Annotated in this window: 20 protein-coding genes and 1 pseudogene; 12 read left to right on the top strand and 9 right to left on the bottom strand. The window is 57.7% G+C overall.

The genetic code is table 11. The features are described from left to right. The first annotated feature begins 382 nt into the window (after positions 1–382). From NDI89_RS20865 to NDI89_RS23990, 3 genes and pseudogenes are all read left to right on the top strand, one after another. Positions 383–1,201, top strand: coding sequence for a ParA family protein (locus NDI89_RS20865; RefSeq protein WP_095637937.1), 819 nt, complete (start codon positions 383–385; stop codon positions 1,199–1,201). Beyond that, on the top strand, positions 1,198–1,605 hold the full coding sequence (locus NDI89_RS20860) for a DUF8160 family protein (RefSeq protein WP_277524518.1): 408 nt from the start codon (positions 1,198–1,200) through the stop codon (positions 1,603–1,605). Before NDI89_RS20865 ends, NDI89_RS20860 begins: the two co-directional genes overlap by 4 nt. Positions 1,606–1,775: 170 nt before the next feature. Then, positions 1,776–2,053 (top strand): annotated as a pseudogene (locus NDI89_RS23990) (site-specific integrase); the annotation flags it as partial. Between the two features lie 35 nt (positions 2,054–2,088). On the opposite strand, the gene NDI89_RS20850 reads toward NDI89_RS23990, so the two are convergent. The 3 genes from NDI89_RS20850 to NDI89_RS20840 are packed head-to-tail and all read right to left on the bottom strand — an operon-like array spanning position 2,089 to position 4,910. After that, positions 2,089–2,742 (bottom strand): hypothetical protein, encoded by a 654-nt coding sequence (locus NDI89_RS20850; RefSeq protein ID WP_006186940.1) that lies wholly within the window; start codon positions 2,740–2,742, stop codon positions 2,089–2,091. A gap of 28 nt (positions 2,743–2,770) precedes the next feature. Then, entirely contained in the window at positions 2,771–4,690 is a 1,920-nt protein-coding gene (locus tag NDI89_RS20845) for a heavy metal translocating P-type ATPase (RefSeq protein ID WP_006186939.1), read from the bottom strand. A 4-nt stretch (positions 4,691–4,694) separates the two neighbouring features. Beyond that, complete coding sequence (locus NDI89_RS20840) at positions 4,695–4,910, bottom strand: heavy-metal-associated domain-containing protein (RefSeq protein ID WP_004048661.1); 216 nt, start codon at positions 4,908–4,910, stop codon at positions 4,695–4,697. 201 nt (positions 4,911–5,111) lie between these two features. Here NDI89_RS20840 and NDI89_RS20835 point away from each other — a divergent pair, with 201 nt between their 5' ends. Next, positions 5,112–5,636, top strand: a complete 525-nt coding sequence (locus NDI89_RS20835) for an ArsR/SmtB family transcription factor (RefSeq protein WP_004048660.1) — start codon at positions 5,112–5,114, stop codon at positions 5,634–5,636. 29 nt (positions 5,637–5,665) lie between these two features. Here the strand turns inward: NDI89_RS20835 and NDI89_RS20830 are convergent, their stop codons facing one another. Beyond that, positions 5,666–7,132 (bottom strand): amidohydrolase family protein, encoded by a 1,467-nt coding sequence (locus NDI89_RS20830; RefSeq protein ID WP_050051507.1) that lies wholly within the window; start codon positions 7,130–7,132, stop codon positions 5,666–5,668. A 328-nt stretch (positions 7,133–7,460) separates the two neighbouring features. Here NDI89_RS20830 and NDI89_RS20825 point away from each other — a divergent pair, with 328 nt between their 5' ends. From NDI89_RS20825 to NDI89_RS20790, 8 genes are all read left to right on the top strand, one after another. Beyond that, on the top strand, positions 7,461–8,849 hold the full coding sequence (locus NDI89_RS20825; RefSeq protein ID WP_049986199.1) for a permease: 1,389 nt from the start codon (positions 7,461–7,463) through the stop codon (positions 8,847–8,849). 125 nt (positions 8,850–8,974) lie between these two features. Beyond that, entirely contained in the window at positions 8,975–9,556 is a 582-nt protein-coding gene (locus NDI89_RS20820; RefSeq protein ID WP_004048657.1) for a helix-turn-helix transcriptional regulator, read from the top strand. Between the two features lie 33 nt (positions 9,557–9,589). Beyond that, entirely contained in the window at positions 9,590–10,294 is a 705-nt protein-coding gene (locus NDI89_RS20815; protein WP_123624180.1) for a DUF7546 family protein, read from the top strand. Positions 10,295–10,566: 272 nt separating this feature from the next. Continuing rightward, positions 10,567–10,884, top strand: coding sequence for a hypothetical protein (locus NDI89_RS20810; RefSeq protein WP_004048656.1), 318 nt, complete (start codon positions 10,567–10,569; stop codon positions 10,882–10,884). A gap of 63 nt (positions 10,885–10,947) precedes the next feature. After that, positions 10,948–11,295, top strand: a complete 348-nt coding sequence (locus NDI89_RS20805) for an SHOCT domain-containing protein (RefSeq protein WP_049986201.1) — start codon at positions 10,948–10,950, stop codon at positions 11,293–11,295. Between the two features lie 129 nt (positions 11,296–11,424). Then, on the top strand, positions 11,425–11,817 hold the full coding sequence (locus NDI89_RS20800) for a DUF302 domain-containing protein (protein ID WP_277524636.1): 393 nt from the start codon (positions 11,425–11,427) through the stop codon (positions 11,815–11,817). A 6-nt stretch (positions 11,818–11,823) separates the two neighbouring features. Further along, entirely contained in the window at positions 11,824–12,177 is a 354-nt protein-coding gene (locus tag NDI89_RS20795) for an SHOCT domain-containing protein (protein ID WP_049983674.1), read from the top strand. 335 nt (positions 12,178–12,512) lie between these two features. Further along, positions 12,513–13,160 (top strand): plastocyanin/azurin family copper-binding protein, encoded by a 648-nt coding sequence (locus NDI89_RS20790; RefSeq protein ID WP_231554254.1) that lies wholly within the window; start codon positions 12,513–12,515, stop codon positions 13,158–13,160. A 135-nt stretch (positions 13,161–13,295) separates the two neighbouring features. Here NDI89_RS20790 and NDI89_RS20785 read toward each other — a convergent pair whose 3' ends face one another. From NDI89_RS20785 to NDI89_RS20765, 5 genes are all read right to left on the bottom strand, one after another. Beyond that, complete coding sequence (locus NDI89_RS20785; protein ID WP_049909288.1) at positions 13,296–14,048, bottom strand: ABC transporter permease; 753 nt, start codon at positions 14,046–14,048, stop codon at positions 13,296–13,298. Then, positions 14,045–14,647 (bottom strand): ABC transporter permease, encoded by a 603-nt coding sequence (locus tag NDI89_RS20780; protein WP_227262413.1) that lies wholly within the window; start codon positions 14,645–14,647, stop codon positions 14,045–14,047. The genes NDI89_RS20785 and NDI89_RS20780 overlap by 4 nt, the downstream gene beginning before the upstream one ends. A gap of 127 nt (positions 14,648–14,774) precedes the next feature. Next, positions 14,775–15,398, bottom strand: a complete 624-nt coding sequence (locus NDI89_RS20775; RefSeq protein WP_123538911.1) for an ABC transporter ATP-binding protein — start codon at positions 15,396–15,398, stop codon at positions 14,775–14,777. Positions 15,399–15,746: 348 nt separating this feature from the next. Beyond that, positions 15,747–16,385, bottom strand: a complete 639-nt coding sequence (locus tag NDI89_RS20770; protein ID WP_123538913.1) for a MaoC/PaaZ C-terminal domain-containing protein — start codon at positions 16,383–16,385, stop codon at positions 15,747–15,749. A 12-nt stretch (positions 16,386–16,397) separates the two neighbouring features. Further along, positions 16,398–16,991 carry an AsnC family transcriptional regulator gene (locus NDI89_RS20765; protein ID WP_123538914.1) on the bottom strand — a complete coding sequence of 198 codons (594 nt, stop codon included), beginning with the start codon at positions 16,989–16,991 and terminating at the stop codon, positions 16,398–16,400. Positions 16,992–17,059: the final 68 nt, after the last annotated feature.

Raw genomic sequence — 17,059 nt, 5'->3', positions numbered from 1 at the left:
AGTCGGTTTTGCGAGTACCTGTCGAAGCCTTCTCAGCTGACTATCCTATCCAGCTTCGCCATCCCCACAGAAGGTACGACCTCCTTTACCGAAACGAAAGGAACGAACGAAACGAATAGAATGAAGGGAATGAAGTAAACGAGGTTGATGAATTGAATTCTCCAAACGAACTGGTTTGACTCTGGTTGGCCTTTCGCAAAAACGAACGAAACGAACGGAACGAATTGAGTGATAGAAATGAACGCAATTAGTTCAACGAGCGAAACGAACAGTTGGTTTTAACATCGTAGTAATCCTCTCACCGAGTGAAACACCCTCACCGAACGCACCGAACTAAACGAGAAAAACGAACGAAACGAACACAACGAGAGAAACGAAGATAATGACCGACACCAACACCGCACGAATCACGGTGGCGAATCAGAAGGGCGGCGCGGGGAAGACAACCGACGTCATTCATACTGGCGGCGCACTCGCCGCCCGGGGCCACGACGTCCTCCTGGTCGACATCGACTATCACGGCGGGCTCACCTGCTCGCTTGGCTACAACGATTTGTACTATGATACCGACCGTACGACGCTGTTCGACGTCCTCGACTTCGATCAGATGGAGTCGGTGAACGACATCATCGTCGAGCACGAGGAATTCGACATTCTTCCCGCCAGCGAGAAGCTCGCGAACAACAAGAACATCCAGACGCTGCTTGAGGCGCCGAAGAGTCGCGAGCGGTTGGAGATGACTCTGGACGAACTCGACAAGGACTACGACTACATTATCGTCGACACGCCGCCATCTCTGAACGTCCTCACCGACAACGCGCTCGTCGCGACTGGCAACGTCGTCATCCCCGTCATTCCCGAGAAGCTCAACGCCAACAGCCTCCAGATTTTCGCCAAGCAGCTGAGCTCCCTCGAACAGGCGTACGGAGACATCAATCGGCTCGCAATCGTCTGTAACCGCGTCGAGCAGAACGCCGAACACCGCGACACCATCGAGGAGATCAAGTCGGCGTACTCTCTCCCGGTGTTCGAGATCCCGAAGCGGACCGACCTCTCTCAGTCGATTGGCGAAGGGGTGTCCGTCTTCGGCTTCGGCAAGGAGAACCAGCGCGTTGAGGATGCACGCGACCTGTTCAACGAAATCGCCGACCTGTTCGACGAAACGTTTGAGAAGACCGCACCTGAGGAGGTGGAAGCATGACCGACGGCTGGGGTGATGCTTCCGGCATCGAGGGCAACTACGAAGAGGAGGACGACGAGGCTGATTCCAGCGAAACGAGCGAGGTGAGTGAAACGGTGGAAACCAGTTCATCGACCGAAACGACCGAATCGACTTCAACGAGTGAAACGAACGAAACGAGCAAAACGAAAACGAACATCAAGGACGAGTGGAATGGGCGGACGATCTACATTCCCGACGATGTCCTCGACGAGATGGAGGACACTTACCTCGAGTCTCAGCTGAAGCTCCGCAAGGCGGGCCAGGACGAGTTCAAGAAGAACCGCCACTTCTACCCGCTACTCGTCCAGTTCGGTATTGAGGCGCTCTCTGAGGCGGATGCCGAAGAAATCCAGGCTCGGCTTTCGGAACTCGGCGACGAATGACCTCGCGCAGAACACAACCTCGGAGGATAGATTTGATGCGTGCCTTCGAATCAGCTCGAAATGAACTGGAAATAAATCATAGTTGACCTCTTGTACCCCGTCAATATCGACGGCACCGACAGGGCGCTCCGACGACTCATACAACGGCATAGATGTGTCCGTAGACGTTGCCGCAGATTATGACTGATGGGTCACGGTCGGTTCTCCAACGACTTCAGAGGCTGTGGAGATCGATATCGACCATTGGAAACACGATTACCTTGCTCCATATGGCAGTTGACGCGGGATGGGCGAGATTCTTGTTTGAGTATTTGGGTTGGCGGTTGTAGCTCGATACTTGGACAACTCTGAGGGGATGGTTTGCGTGGGGTACTCTCATATCGATGTCGGCGAGTTAGGTGATGGCGCTACCAAGGTACCCAAGGAGCCCAACAGTATATCGCGGTAACTCTCATTACGAGTGTGAGGGGTACACCGCCGCGTTCATACCCCTTCGACGGAGAATAGGGTGGCGTCTCTGAGAACAGCCTGCACGCGGCGGTGCCAAGCGTCAGCGAAGGCCTCCCGTTGCTGGTCGCTTGCCGATCCGTCGAGAATCCTCTGGAGGTTCCCGATTGCGGGTCCACCGCTAGGAACGTCGCTGACGTGGTAGGCCACTTCGACGGTCTCGTCCGTGTCGGTTCGCCGGAACCGGAACGTCGGGTCCGCCGTGTCCGGGTCGAACCCGTCGAAGCACAGGAGGTCGCGGCGGCCGCCATAGCCGCCGGCGAGCCCGCTGAATCCGTCATCGCCGGTCGCGCCAGTCACGTACGAGATGATACGGCTCATCACGCCGTACGCAGCATCCTCCTGCGGGCCGGCCGTCTGGACCTCGATTTCGCTCCGGACTGGATAGTCGTCGGGATACAGGGCGTCGAGCCCGAGCTGGACGATCCGGTAGGCGCCCGAGGCAGTCGGACAGGAGTGTCCTGCCTCTTTCACCGCGTCTCTATAAGCGATGACGAACGGCTCGCCCGGTTCGAGGACGTCGAGGGCCTCCGCGACGGGGTCGCGGATTTCGATCGGCTCGACGTCGTAGTCGACCTGCCAATTGGTTCTCGTCTGGGTCGTGTCAGTCGCAGTCGAATTCGATGTCATGAGTTGTGGTTGTGATCGTGTCTCGTGGTCAGTAGCGGAGCAGTCGCATCCCGTTGAGGATGACGAGGAGGACGCTGGCCTCGTGGACCAGCATTCCCGACGCGAGGGTGACGTAGCTGGTGAGCACGCCCGCGAGGAGGACGGTCACGGTCAGCACCGCGATCCCGACGTTCTCGAGGACGTTCCAGCGCGTCGCCTTGCTGAGTTTGACCGCGTACGGGATGCGTTCGAGGTCGTCGGCCATCAACGCCATGTCAGCCGTTTCGATAGCGGTGTCCGTTCCCGCAGCACCCATCGCGATGCCGACATCGGCAGTGGCCAGCGATGGCGCGTCGTTGATGCCGTCGCCGACCATCGCGACGACGTGGCCGTCGGCCTGGTAGCCCTCGATGACGGACTGCTTGTCCTCGGGGAGGAGTTCGGCACGGTACTCGTCGATACCGACCTCCTCGGCAACGGCAGCGGCCGTCCGATCGTTGTCGCCGGTGAGCATCACCGTCTCGATGCCAGCGTCTTGGAGCGCCGCGACGACCCCAGGAGCGGCCTCCCGGAGCTCGTCCCGCATCGCAATCGCGCCGATGATGTCCCCGTCCCGAACGACGTGGACGACTGTCTCGCCGCGCCCCTCACGCTCGCGGACGTAGTCGGCGACCCGATCGGGGACATCGACGTCGCGGTCGTCCAGCAGCGCGCGGTTGCCGACGACGACTTCCTGGCCATCGGCATGGGCGATGACGCCCTTGCCGGCGACCACGTCGAAGTCGTCGGGATCGGGGACCGACCTGCGCCCCACGTCCGTATCGTCCGCTTGGGCGACCGTCGCTCCACCGTCCGTCGCAGCCGTCTGGCGTTCGCGGGCCATGTCGACGATGGCGTCCGCGAGGTGGTGTTCGCTCTTCTTCTCGGCGGTCGCTGCGAGCGAGAGGACGTCGGCGGCGGCGACGCCGAACCCCTCGATGTCGGAGACGGTGGTCTCGCCCTTCGTGAGCGTCCCCGTCTTGTCGAAGGCGACGAGATCGATCTTGCCGGCGCGTTCGAGGTGTTCGCCGCCCTTCATCAGCACGCCCGACCGGGCGGCGTTACCGATGGCCGAGACGATGCTGACCGGTGGCCCGATGACCAGCGCGCCCGGACAGCCGATGACCAGCAGCGTCAGCGACAGGATCGCGTTCTGCGTGACCGCGTACGCGCCGATAGCCAGGGCAATGACGGCCGGCGTGTAGTACTTCGCGAACCGGTCGATGAGACTCTCCGTGGGCGACTGAGCCTCCTGGGCCTCCTCGACGCGACGGATGATCCGTTCGAGAGTCGTATCCGATCCCGCTCCCGTCGTCCGGATTTCTAGCGCGCCCTCCTGGTTGACCGTCCCGGCGTACACCTCGTCGCTGTCGGCCTTGTGGACGGGCGCGCTCTCGCCGGTGACCGGCGCCTGGTTGACTGCGCTCTCGCCGTCGACGACGGTTCCGTCGACCGGGATCTTCCCGCCCGGCTTTACGACGACGACTTCGCCCTCTTCGACATCGCGGGCGGAGACCTCTTGGAGTGTCCCGTCGCGACGGACGGTCGCCGTGTCGGGCGTCATCTCCAGTAGCTCCTGAAGTGCCGTCCGGGTCTTCCGCATCGTCCGGCCTTCGAGGTAGCTGCCAAGGCTGAACAGGAAGACGACGGCGGCGGCTTCCCAGTACTCCCCGATGACGATAGCACCGATGGCGGCCAGCGTCACCAGCGTCTTGATGCCGAGCGTCCGGTTGGTGACCTCGTGGTAAGCGGTCTTGGCGATGTCGTAGCCACCCACGACCGTCGCGAGGACGAGGATGGCGGCGCTTGCCATCTCGAAACTCGTGAGGTAGCCGAGACTCCAGCCACCGCCGTACAGCAGGCCGCTCGTCGCCGTGACGATGGCCTTCCGGTGGTTCCGGTAGTACTGCGTGATCGATTGTTTGTTCATAGTGTTAGGCGGGCTGGGGAGTGTACCCCTGGTTTTCGATGGTCTCTGCGAAGGCGTCGGGGTCAGTGACGCTGTCGTCGTACTCGATCTCGACGCGGCCGGTCGCGTAGTGGACTTCGACGTGCTGGACGCCGTCGACGTTCGACAGGGCGCGTTCGACGGTACTCGCGCAGGTCGGGCAGTCGAAGTCGAGGACGCGGAATTGGGTTGTGTCGCTCATTACAGTTTGAGATAGTGCCCGTACCTCAATAAGTATTTTTTAGATGATATGTTTGAATTCGGATACGGGTCGTTGGAACAGTCAAACGGGTCGTCTAGGGCTTTCGCTATCGCGGGTCCATCCTGTACTGGATACCTCGACAGACACCTACCCGACTCCTGCCCCGCTACCTTTTCCCGCGTGCTCGCGCTCAGTTCTCGTATGAGTGATTCCGATACCGACCACCGTCTCGACGACATCGCGGTGCGAGACACTCGGATTTCGGACGCCATCGACGAGCCGATGCGGGCGATGGTCCTCGACATTCTGTCCGAGGAAGCCCTAACTGCGACCGAGGTCCACGAACGCCTCGACGATCGCGGCATCGACCGGACGGAGAACACGGTCCGCCATCACATCAACGAGCTCCGGGATGCGGGCCTCGTCGACGTCGTTCGCTTCGAGGAGGGGCGTGGTGGGACGACGAAGTACTACCACGCGAACACGATCGTCCTCTCGTACTCACTACCAGATTCGGCCGACGCCGCCGTCGAGGAGATGATCGACGCTGCCCAGCCCCAGATCACGGACGCGCTCACTACGCTCACCGACGAGTACGACGACGCTATTGAGGAGATCGTCGAGGATATGCAGCCCTGCGAGCACTGCCAGACCCAGAAGTACGAGACGTACGTTCTTCTGACCGTCCTGCGACGTGCGTTCGTTCGCGCCCACAGAAATTCCTGAGGGGGAACCACCCCTACGCTGGCAGGGTCTTAGAAGGAGAACCGATCACGCGCGGATTGCATCGCGAGGCGAGTCAGGAGTCGCGCAGGGCCACGCTTTGGGAGGTCCCGTACAGTCTCGATGCTGGTCGGCGGTTCACTACCACCAATGTCTAACTCCCAGCCTGTCTCGTCCATGAAGCGTTCGACAGCCTGATTTACTCGCTGTCGCACGTCGTCCGAGTCCATTGTCTCGGGCACACCATTCCGGAGGACGACGTCGCCGTCAACGATCACTGTCTCGACGTCGGCCGGCACCGCGTTGTTCACGACCTGTGCAGGAATATTGGTCCGTGGCGTGAACTTCGGTTTGTCGACGTCGAGGAGGATAATATCCGCGCGCTTTCCCGCTTCAATACTGCCGATCTCGTCGCCCATCCCCAGCGCGCGTGCGCCTTCAATAGTGAGCATTCGTATCAGTTCCATCGAGTCGAACTGCCCGGCTGAACGCTTGAGATTTGCCGCCAGCCGAGCTTGCCGCGCTTCACCGAACATGCTGTACGAGTCGTGCCAGTAGTGGTCGTCAATCCCTACTCCGACGTCGACGCCGGCGGCTCGAAGCTCGGGAACGGGCGTCCACTGCGTCTCCCCGTCCGGATTCCAGTAACAGAAGACGGACGGGCAGTGCGCAACAGCCGCGTCCGCCTCGGCGGTTCGCTGGATGTCCTCTTCGTCGGCGAGGCGGAAGTGAGCAGCGACCAGTCGGTCGTCCAGGAGTCCAACGTCGTCGAGCAATCCCACCGAGTCCTCGCCACCGTTCGCTCGTGCCATCGTGTTACTCTCCTCGAGTTCGAGCAAGTGCGTGTGGACGAGCAGGTCCGGGTACTCTGCGGCGAGGGACGCGGTCCGTTCCCACAGCTGCCTGGTACACGACCAGTCGTCGTGCGGGCAGATCGTCGCCCTGATTCGGCCCTCGTACGTGTCGTGGTACGTTTCGACGAACTCGCGAGCACGGGAGAACTGCTGATCGACTGGTTGGTCCCAGAAGAGGTCCGAGATCGCCGGGCCGAAAAATCCGCGGAGCCCTGCTTCCCCGAACGCCTCTGCACCTGCGGCAGGCCGTGCGTCCATCGAGTTCACGGTCGTGACACCGCCCAAGAGGAAATTGAGCGCTGCGAGCTCGACGCCTGCCTCGACGAGGTACTCGAATTCGCCGTTCCCTAATCTGTTAAACAAGGCCGTCCCACTCCCAAGCATCTCCGTCAGCTCGAGTTCGCTAAACGCACCGATGAGCGGTGTCATCTCCAAGTGCGTGTGGGCGTTCACCAACCCCGGCATCACCAGTTTCCCGTTCCCGTCGATAACGGTGGACGCTTCTAATTCTCCGTCTCCTGCACGTGATGGTCGGACTTCTTCGATACAGCCATCGGTGATGCATACTGTGCCGCGCTCGTACAGGCGGTTCCGCTCGTCGGCTGTGAGAACGAGTGCATCATGGATTGCCAGATCGACAGCCATCGTAAATTAGGAAGTGGATGTGACAGTTACCGTACTGGACAACCGAGCAGGCCGGCGAAGGCTGTTCTTCCAGGTGGTGTTCCCCTCATTTGGGATATCATCGGTCTCTACTGGTCCCATTAGCCTCTAATACGTCGGCGTGATTTAATCAGATTCCCCTTTTGAATCTGAAGTCGGATTCCGTGGAGCTTGTGGAGGTTTGCAATGTTTTCCCCTCTTCACGATAGATCATCTATGGCCGACGGTTACGATGCCATAGTACTGATACCCTCATAGGCAGTATATTCTAATCAAAACCGCAATAGATGATCCCTACAATGATACACCTATGCAGGCGACGATAATCGACGGAGTTCTTGAATCCCTTCGTATCGGTGTCGGATTTCTCTGGACGGCGGCGTGGGCGATCATCATGGGCCTCACGATTACGAGTCTGGTCCAGGTCTACGTCTCGAAGGAGCGGATGGCACAGGTGCTGGGTGAGGGCGATCTAACTGGACTTACCAAGGCGACTGTGTTCGGAGCAGCAAGCAGTGGCTGTAGTTTCGGCGCCGTCGCCATCGGGAAGGGCCTGTTCAAGAAGGGGGCGCACGCGGTGAACTTCCTCGCGTTCATGTTCGCGTCGACGAACCTCATCGTCGAACTAGGGCTGATGATTCTCATCCTGCTTGGCTGGGAGTTCCTCGTCGCGGAACTGCTCGGCGGCCTGATTCTCATCGCCGTCATGGCCGCCATCGTCCACCTTACGCTTCCCGAAAACCTGTTTAACGAAGTCCGCGAGAAGCTCAACGAGCGCGACCGCCAGGCGGGCGTCACGGAAGATCCCACCTGCGGGATGGAGGGGAAAGACGAGTACACGCTCACGACCGACGGCGGTGAGACGCTCAAATTCTGCTCGGAGGGCTGTATGGAGACCTATCGCCAGGAGACGTCGAGTAGCGGCGGGTGGCGTGACGAGTTGCTGTCGTGGGGTGGCTGGTACAAGGTCGGGAATCAGTACCGCAAGGAGTGGTCGATGATCTGGAAAGACATCGTCGCCGGCTTCCTTATTTCTGGGTTCGTCATCGTCTTCGTCCCGCAGTGGGTGTGGAACACGCTGTTCATTCAGGGCGACGGCCTGCTCGTGACTGCCGAGAACGCCGTCATGGGCGTCATCATCGCCGTCCTCAGTTTCGTCGGCAGTATGGGCAACGTCCCGTTCGCCGTCGCGCTGTGGGGCGGTGGCGTCAGCTTCGCCGGGATCATCGCGTTCGTCTACGCCGACCTCATCACCGTGCCCGTGCTGAACGTCTACCGGAAGTACTACGGCTGGAAGATCATGCTGTACATCCTTGGCGTCTTCTTCGTGACGATGGCGTTCACTGGCTTCCTCATGGAGTTGCTGTTCGACGCCCTCGGCATCGTACCAGATCTGGCCGGTGGCGAGACGGCGACCGAACAGACGTACTTCGAGCTCAACTACACGTTCTACCTCAATATTATCGCCTTCGCGCTCTCCGGGTTCCTCCTGTATGTCTACCGACGTGGAATCGGCGCACCAGGTCAGTATCGTGATCCGGTGTGTGGCATGCGGACCGACGATGAGGGGCCGAGTGCGTCCAATGATGGGATGACGTACTATTTTTGCTCGAAGACCTGTAAGCGGGCATTCGAGGAAGAGCCCACGGAATTTGCTGATCAAAGCCCGCAGATAACAAACCACGATCACGATCACTGATAGATGTACTGTGGTTCATCCGCTGTGAAGCACTTCATCATCGCACCTTCAATCCGCAATTGTCACACCTGTCGCGCCAAAATTGATTGTATGAGCAGTCAGATATCGAAACAAGGGGATGTCATATGAACCAACGTCCAGCGGATACCGTCGTTGGTGTGCTCCTTGGGTTCGTCCTCTTGGCTGGCGGACTACTCAGTTGGCGGGCCTATCAACAGCGTCGCGCTATCGAGCAGTCGATGGGGCCGATGATGGACTCGTCTATGGGGGCGATTCACGGTCCAGATCCTCTCTGGTACGTGGTTGGAACCCTTCTGGTCGCAGGCAGTATCGGTGGCATCTATTACGTGGTTCGAGGGAATCTCATCGATTCGACAACCGACTCAGCGGATCACATCGACCCCGATCAGGTATCGGAGGCAACGCCTACATCGATAGACGATGACGCCTCGCCGGCGACGCCTATCAATCCTGAATCGGATCCGCAAGCGCGCGTTCTCGATCTCTTACCGGATGATGAACGACGCGTCCTTGAACCCGTCCTGAACTCGCCTGGAATCACGCAGATCGAACTTCGGGATCGATCTGAGTTCTCAAAGAGTAAAGTGAGCCAGACCGTGAGTTCACTCGAGGAGCGCGGGCTGCTGTATCGGGAACGACAGGGTCGAACCTACCGCGTGTATCCGAGTGATGACCTGCAGAACTAACAGACGTAGAAATTCATACTAACACTACCCATCATGTCACAAGCAACACTCGAAACTGATCGCATTAGCCGGGTTCTCAAGTCAAGCACGTGGCTCAATCTCCTCCTCGCCGCACAGTTGATCGCCGGGTTGGTGTACGCATATTTCACAGGAGATATGGGGAGCCGGTGGACCCATTTCGTCCTTCCATTTATTTGGTTCACCGCCTCAGTCTGGGTGATCTGGCACACTCGACCTGTAACGAAACGTCGAGTGTATCGTATTGGTGCCGCACTTGTCGTTGCTCTATATCTCATCGTGATGTTTTATTTTTCAGGATTACTTGGACCGAGCACCTCTCATTTCGGGCAGCTCACTGGACCAAGCGGCTTCGGAATAACGTGGGGTCGATCTTTGGGATGGAGTCCGGTCTTCGTCTATACAGGTGACCTGATCACGGTCTCGCTCATTCCTTACCAAGCGGTTGGCCTGTTCGCGCTGGCGTATCTCGTCTATGATGCATTGCTTGATTTCTCGCAGTCGGCAGTCGGAGGAATAGTCGGGATTGTGGCGTGCCCTGCCTGCGTTAGCCCGTTGTTTGCCGTACTACTTGCAGGCGGACTGAGTGGTTCTTCAACGATGTTATTGCTTGGTGCGTATGGCTACGAAATTGCGACCGTTCTGTTCCTCATGACAATTGGAATCCTCTACCATCGTCAGGCACTCACGAGGCAGTATCACCAGTTCCGAGGGAACTGATCCATCTCGTTCGTGGTCAGCAATACCCGAGCCTCCCTCGCCGCCTGAACCGTGGTTATTGTCTGGATCGCCGCAATGAGGTGAACAGTCTCGACGGATCCCCTTTGCTCTCACCATTCCTCTGATCCTTTCGAATTCGGCAGGTATGAACGATCCCGTCAGTAGAAAACGTTTAGATGGCGTTATAGACGTTCTTGAACGCTCTCCTGTTTGAGTTCACTCCCACGAAGATAACTCCGAACCCACCGTATGACTACTTGAGGCGAAAAACAATGACCAACCGAAACCTCGGACGATGGCTGCTCGTGGTGCTCGCGATTGTCGGACTCGCGTTTGCCGCCCCGGTAGTTAGCGCACACGGTGACGAACCGATCCAGGGGAACGAGACGGCAGCTGAAGGGACGCCAGCCGATGGTAGTGCAGCAGACTGGGCGGCCTGGATGGAAGGTCACATGACCGACTACATGGGCCCGAATGCCGTTGACGAGATGGAAGCGCACATGGGCGTGACCGTCGACGAGATGGCCCAAGATATGGCGGACGACAATCACACCGCGACGGGGATGAACGGACAGGGGTACGGCTGCTAACGATCCCTGTTCGGATCCTCGTCTGACACGATAGATATTCGACTTACTGACTCAACGATCACAATGACACACTACACCAACACTCTCGGGCGGACGACTCGTCGAATCGCAATACTAGCGGTTCCGCTGTTGATTGTAGCAACGGGCACCGCAGCGGCTCACGGTGGTGGAGGCTACGGCGGCGGTATGATGGGTAGCGGCGGTTGGGGGGTCTTCAGCGGTGGAATGGGCCTCTGGAGCTTCCTTTGGATGGGGCTCCTAATCGTCGTCCCGCTCTATCTCGTCTACTCACTCCTCAACAGAGATTCTGAGAGGAGTGATAGTCGGCCGCTTTCGGTTCTTCGTGAGCGTTACGCTCGCGGTGAACTCTCCGATGAAGAGTTCGAACGTCGACGAAAGCAACTCGAGTAGTGCCCATGACCGAAATAGAAGGAGCATCGTCGAGAAAAAATTCTCGTCTGCCAGTTGGGGCGACGGGACCGAACGCTTAAGTGCGTAAACAGGATACAGTATTACATGATTTACACAATATAAACCAAGATTGATGGAGAGTTCGACGATGTCGTCGACGCAACGAATGCCGCGCTCAAAGACGAGGGATTCGGTGTTCTCTGTGACATCGACATTCAGGCGACGCTCAAGGAGAAACTCGGTGAGGAGTTCCGCCAGTATCGCATCCTCGGTGCGTGCAATCCTCCGCTGGCATACGAAGGGTTGAGTGTAGAAACTGAACTCGGTGCGCTCTTGCCCTGTAACGTCATCGTCTACGAGAACGATGACGGCGTCATCGTGGTGAGTGCGGTCGACCCGGAACAGTTAGTCGGGATCGCTGATAACGACGCGCTTGACTCCGTCGCGACCGAGGTCAGCGAACGATTCGACCGCGTACTGGCAGCCGTAACTGACGAGTTCGGATCCGCATCGGAGGCCTGATCTCTGATGGCATCATCGGATCAACTGGATACGACGACGATACTGCTCATCGTCCTCGGAGCGTTCATCCTCCTTCCCTTGCTCACAATGGGTATGGGGTTCGGTGGGATGATGGGATACGGAGGAATGATGGGCCAGTACGGTACCACAGGTGGTTGGTGGCCCCTCATCGGGATGCTCGTCCCGGTCATCTTCCTCCTTGCGCTTCTGGGCGGTGGATATCTCATCTTCCGGCGGATGAGCGAGACACAGACGTCTCATAATCCCGCGATGGAAGAGTTACGTCTGGCGTACGCTCGTGGCGATCTCACGGACGAAGAGTTCGAAGCCCGACGAGAAAAGCTCGAACAATCAGAGTGACCACTACCCAAACCGCGTTTCACCCGTTTGAACACCTGCGGATCGACTCGAGGGTATCGAAACCAACCGTTCGGCAGCATCGTTCCGTTACATCGAAATGGTGTGCTCGATTCAGCATATGGTTATGAGTAGTAATGGGAACAAACGACAAGTTCGGAGTGAGTCACGTCCGAAGTCTTCGCACCAGTATCGCGCGTAGCTACCCACCGAAGAATGATCCAGACAACATGACACATCACAGCCGACGTCAATTCTTAGGCATTGTCGGTGCCAGCGCAGTCGCCAGCACCGGCTTTGCTCAGTCAGCGAACGCACAGGAGACGCCCATCGTGGAGATGGGAAACAATTACTTCGACCCAATCGGCCTACGTGTTGATCCCGGGACAACCGTTCAATTTGAACTCGCAGCGGGGGCACATTCCGCTACGGCGTACGCAGATCGTATTCCGGAGGGCGCTTCCGCCTTCGATAGTGGGACGATCTCAGACGGGAGCTTCGAATATACGTTCGAAACGCCAGGGACGTATGATTACTACTGCATCCCGCACAAGTCGATTGGGATGGTCGGACGGATCGTAGTTGGCAGTCCTGGCGGACCGGCAGAGGAGGATTCAATCCCGGATGGAGAGGTCCCATCGAGTGAGGCGATTGTTGACCAGGGTACAGTCGCCTACGGCTCAAGCAGCGATGGAAGCGGGAATACTGGTGGTGGAATGATGGGACGAGGTGGTTCTGGAATGATGAGTGGCCGCAACGGAGGTGGAGTTGGAGGGCTACCAGCTGTTGGTGGCGTACTCGGAATGCTGGGCGTTCTCGGTGGCGGGCTCTACTGGCTTGGAAACCAAAAATCTCCTCAATCGACTACCGACGACTCAGCCAGAAAAACGCTCCAGAACCGCTATGCCAGGGGCGAAATTGACGAGGAGGAGTATAGACGTCGCCGTGAGCGATTAGATGCTACTGATGAGGACATCTCCAACTGATTGCCACCGTGAGAGGGTGAACTCACCGGGGTCAAGTGATTCGGGGATTAGAGAATACCGCCCTCACCGATACCTTTGATTTCAGAACGATCCCGTGACTTGTTTTGTTCCATTTATGACTGATTTCTCTTGTGATCAACTCGCCTGTGTGGCTCGGTAGTAAACACCAATTGCGAGCACGGCTACGAGGAGAAGATATCCAGTAGCCCACACCAACGAGAGAGCCGTATCTACGTCGGTTGTGAGTCCGGTATCGACCATTACACGGACTGGCCAATAGCCCGGAAAGAGTTTCATCCACCAATCAGGTTCAGATTGAATAAACAGCGGATCCTGAAACAGTCCGATATCGAGCATCGGGAGAATCAGCATCAGCCACATCCCGGCTAGGCGGTTGAAGACGGCCCCGACGAGCATCCCGATGAGACCATACGTGACCGAGACGACGAGCATCGCTGCGACGAACCACCAGAGATACTCGGGCTGGAAATCGACGAGCATCACACCAACTGAGACACCGGTGACGATGAGAGTAATTGCTGCGAGAACCCCAAACCGGGCAGCGATTACCTGCCATGCACGATAGCCAGCGACTGCCAGACGACCGTCCGTGTCTTTGGCTTCTCGCATCAGGAACAACCCGGCGAGTCCGGCGATGAGAGCACTCGTAATCGGCGTCATGATCACGCCGTGGACCTCAGGCATCCCCCGCATGACCGTCGCCGTCTCACCGTCGACGAGCGTCCGAACCGGCATCTCGACGTCCTGGGTGACTGCGAACGCCAACGTGATGAACGAGACCGGTAGGACGACCAGTAGAGCGACGAGGACGTAGTTACGCGCCTGTTCTTTGATGCCGATCGAGAACGCCGTTGTCGTACGGTTCATGCGGACCACCCACCACTGGTGCGCATCGTCACTCCGAACACTACGGTGACGAGCACGAGCAAGACGAGCAGGTATCCGGCAACGAAGCCGAGGTCGCCCGTCGTATATGTACCTTGGAACATCGCCTCCTGAAGGAGTTCCTTCGGATGATAGAGCGGGAAGTATTCCACGAACTCAGGAATGTCAGCAGCCAGCGGGCTGTCGCCACTGAGGAACGCGTCCATCATCGCGAGGAACACCACGACGAGCGAGCCTTCGAACAGTCGCGGAAGGAGCGCCCCGACGAGTGCGCCAAGAAACGCATAGACGAGGCCGGCGAGGACGAGGAATACGAACGTCAGGACAGGGGCTTCCGGTGAAATCGTCAGCCAGAGAACGCCGTAGTTCACGGCAGCCACGACAACGGTCACTCCTCCGAGCGCCGCTAATCGAGTCGCAAGCAGTGTTCGGGGTGGATAGCCTGTCTGAACGAGTCGCCGATCGGCTGCACGCGCACTAATCATCTGCGCGAGTCCCATCAGGCCGGCAATGATGGCGACCCCGAATATCGCTCCGAGAAGGCGACCTAGCTCGATCGGAATCGCCTCGACCGTCGGCATACTTGGTAACCCAGCCATTGCTTGTCCCCAGCCTTCGATAACGACAATCGGAAGGAGAAGTGCTAGGACAACATTCAGGGGGGTTCTGAGGAAGGTGGAGACGTTCGCCCGAATCCCCGTCCAAACCCTATTCATCGGTCTCTTCCCCCCGTTCACTGGCCGTTGCATCAGTCTCGCCTTCCTGGTCAGTCACGTCGTAGACCTGTCCGTCACGAACCTCATAGATGCGGTCGAGACGACTTTGCTCTTCGATCAGGTGTGAAATCATCGTGACAGCTGTTCCGTCGGCAGCGAGTTCCTCAGCGAGATCCCAGAACGTGAGATACGTTTCCCAGTCGAATCCAGTGTAGGGCTCGTCCAGCATGAGGACGTCCGGATCGTGCATCAGGGCGATACTGAGATTGATTTTCTGCCGGTTTCCACCACTGAGTTGGTCGATTCGGTAGTCAAGGTACTGCTCGAAATCGAGTTTCGACGCCAAGCGGTGTTTGGCCTCGTCGATTTCTTCGGCGGTCATTCCGTATCCGGAACCGAACAGTCGGAACGTCTCTCCGACCGTCAAGCGGTCGTAAAGCAGTGGTTCCTGTGGACACCAGCCAACGGTTCCCGTCCGTTCGACTGTTCCGGAATCCTGTTCGAGGACACCGACGAGGATGTTCATGAGCGTGGATTTGCCCGACCCGTTCGCGCCGACGATCCCGACGATTTCCCCCGTCCGAATTTCGAGATCGGCACCGGTCAAGACGGTCACAGATCGTGTGAATGGGAGTCTTGACCCGTACGTTTTTTCGACTCCCTCAGCACGAACGAGTACCTCACTACTGTTCCCTTCTGGCGTAGTAGTTGTGGATGATCCCATTGTCAGCTACATGTACACGCTCCTAATTCACTCCGATTACTCTTTCAAATCCAAAACGACACTGTCAACGCGACCCTGAATAGTAGTATTTCCTCCGCACTATTCTGTGATGGCCGAGTTTTCGGACTTATCGAATCGAATACCCCTTCTGATTAGATGGGCCTCCGAGTTGGTCTACAACAGATGTCATACGACGGTCTCGGGAATCTCGTCGTGGTCAACACGACAGCCCTGCCGGATTCAGTCCGGTAGGGGATCGATCAGAACGGTGGCTGCCCCATCGAGAACGAGGCTTCCACTATCATCTTCGATCTGTGTTGTGAGTTCGTATCGGTCGTTATCGAGAACGTCGGTGATCTCACATCGGGCCGTCAGGGTGTCATCAATGCTGACTGGTCGGCGGAATTCCAAATTCTGGGAAATATAGATCGTGACTCCGGGAAAGCACGCGAGTGCAGCACTTATCATTCCCGAGACGAGCGTTCCATGAGCGATGCGGTGGCCAAACCGGGTCTTTTCAGCGAATGCCTCGTTGAGATGGACCGCGTTTGTATCTCCGGTCGCCTCTGCAAATTTCCTAACATCCTCGTCTGTGATCGTCTTCGAGAAGCGAACACTATCTCCCGTGCTAAGTGAAGATGGGTCGGTTATCGAGAGATCGAACTCTCCAGTGGCTCGACCGTATGGCACTCGGGGGAGCGTCATTCCTCCCGATTCAACGAGATGCGGATGTGGCGTTTCGGTATACTTCTCAGGTACTTCCTCGAACACTGCTCGACAGTCTTCCGAGCAGAAGTGATACACTTTGTCGTCGTGTTCGATAGTCGGGTCGGCAGTTTCTTGTGAGACTTCCATCCCACAGACGGGGTCAACAGGCATTGATCTGTAGTTCTACTTTTCTTGAGGATTCTCGTGCTCTCCTTTGAACGCGGTCTCGCAGTCTTTGCAACAGAACTGCTGGAGTGATCCACCAACGCGGGTAGCTATTCCGTCTTCGCTGATAGTGGTTCCACAGTGTGCGCACGTAAGTACGGATTCAGTACCGTTGGCATAGGCTGAACGGGTGGCGCTTGACAGCAGTTGCACGTCGTATCGTCGCACGTCACTCAGTGGTAGACTGTGCTGCACCCAGTTTCCGACCGTAGTCCGCGGCGGTGTCGCAACAACCACGATCTCGCCCTCAGCAGTTGTGAATACGTGTTCTACGTATGGGGCCTTGAGGATCGATTCTCGAAGTGAATCTGTCTTTCCGAGCTCAGGCTGGAGGCGTACCATGACGTGTATCCGGTTTTCGTACTGTGTGAGGTCGAGATCAACGGTGAATCGACGAATGACATCATCTTGCTCCAACTGACGGACGCGTGCTGAAACGGACGGGGGTGAAAGATTTACAGCCTCAGCAATAGTGCTGTAGGGTCGTCTCGCGTTCTCCGCTAAAAGACGGAGGATTTCGCGATCCGTGTCGTCAAGTTCTGGTTGGGTCATCGAAAGGCGGAATGGGGGTGAGGGGATCGGGTGAATGGGGGTGGGTGTGGGGGAGCTACGACGCAGGT

The sequence above is a fragment of the Natrinema salsiterrestre genome, from assembly GCF_029502005.1.
Taxonomy (GTDB): Archaea; Halobacteriota; Halobacteria; order Halobacteriales; family Natrialbaceae; genus Natrinema; species Natrinema salsiterrestre.
The sequence above is the reverse complement of the archived record's forward strand: the minus strand, read 5'-3'. Positions and strand labels throughout refer to the sequence as shown.

Excerpts from the sequence above, each read along its gene's own strand:
- NDI89_RS20810 (WP_004048656.1), top strand. The coding sequence starts at position 10,567 with ATGACCAACCGAAACCTCGGACGATGGCTGCTCGTGGTGCTCGCGATT.
- NDI89_RS20865 (WP_095637937.1), top strand. The coding sequence starts at position 383 with ATGACCGACACCAACACCGCACGAATCACGGTGGCGAATCAGAAGGGC.
- NDI89_RS20835 (WP_004048660.1), top strand. The coding sequence starts at position 5,112 with ATGAGTGATTCCGATACCGACCACCGTCTCGACGACATCGCGGTGCGA.
- NDI89_RS20765 (WP_123538914.1), bottom strand. The coding sequence starts at position 16,991 with ATGACCCAACCAGAACTTGACGACACGGATCGCGAAATCCTCCGTCTT.
- NDI89_RS20860 (WP_277524518.1), top strand. The coding sequence starts at position 1,198 with ATGACCGACGGCTGGGGTGATGCTTCCGGCATCGAGGGCAACTACGAA.
- NDI89_RS20820 (WP_004048657.1), top strand. The coding sequence starts at position 8,975 with ATGAACCAACGTCCAGCGGATACCGTCGTTGGTGTGCTCCTTGGGTTC.
- NDI89_RS20825 (WP_049986199.1), top strand. The coding sequence starts at position 7,461 with ATGCAGGCGACGATAATCGACGGAGTTCTTGAATCCCTTCGTATCGGT.
- NDI89_RS20790 (WP_231554254.1), top strand. The coding sequence starts at position 12,513 with ATGGGAAACAATTACTTCGACCCAATCGGCCTACGTGTTGATCCCGGG.
- NDI89_RS20815 (WP_123624180.1), top strand. The coding sequence starts at position 9,590 with ATGTCACAAGCAACACTCGAAACTGATCGCATTAGCCGGGTTCTCAAG.
- NDI89_RS20840 (WP_004048661.1), bottom strand. The coding sequence starts at position 4,910 with ATGAGCGACACAACCCAATTCCGCGTCCTCGACTTCGACTGCCCGACC.
- NDI89_RS20830 (WP_050051507.1), bottom strand. The coding sequence starts at position 7,132 with ATGGCTGTCGATCTGGCAATCCATGATGCACTCGTTCTCACAGCCGAC.
- NDI89_RS20770 (WP_123538913.1), bottom strand. The coding sequence starts at position 16,385 with ATGCCTGTTGACCCCGTCTGTGGGATGGAAGTCTCACAAGAAACTGCC.
- NDI89_RS20805 (WP_049986201.1), top strand. The coding sequence starts at position 10,948 with ATGACACACTACACCAACACTCTCGGGCGGACGACTCGTCGAATCGCA.
- NDI89_RS20780 (WP_227262413.1), bottom strand. The coding sequence starts at position 14,647 with ATGCCGACGGTCGAGGCGATTCCGATCGAGCTAGGTCGCCTTCTCGGA.
- NDI89_RS20785 (WP_049909288.1), bottom strand. The coding sequence starts at position 14,048 with ATGAACCGTACGACAACGGCGTTCTCGATCGGCATCAAAGAACAGGCG.
- NDI89_RS20795 (WP_049983674.1), top strand. The coding sequence starts at position 11,824 with ATGGCATCATCGGATCAACTGGATACGACGACGATACTGCTCATCGTC.
- NDI89_RS20850 (WP_006186940.1), bottom strand. The coding sequence starts at position 2,742 with ATGACATCGAATTCGACTGCGACTGACACGACCCAGACGAGAACCAAT.
- NDI89_RS20845 (WP_006186939.1), bottom strand. The coding sequence starts at position 4,690 with ATGAACAAACAATCGATCACGCAGTACTACCGGAACCACCGGAAGGCC.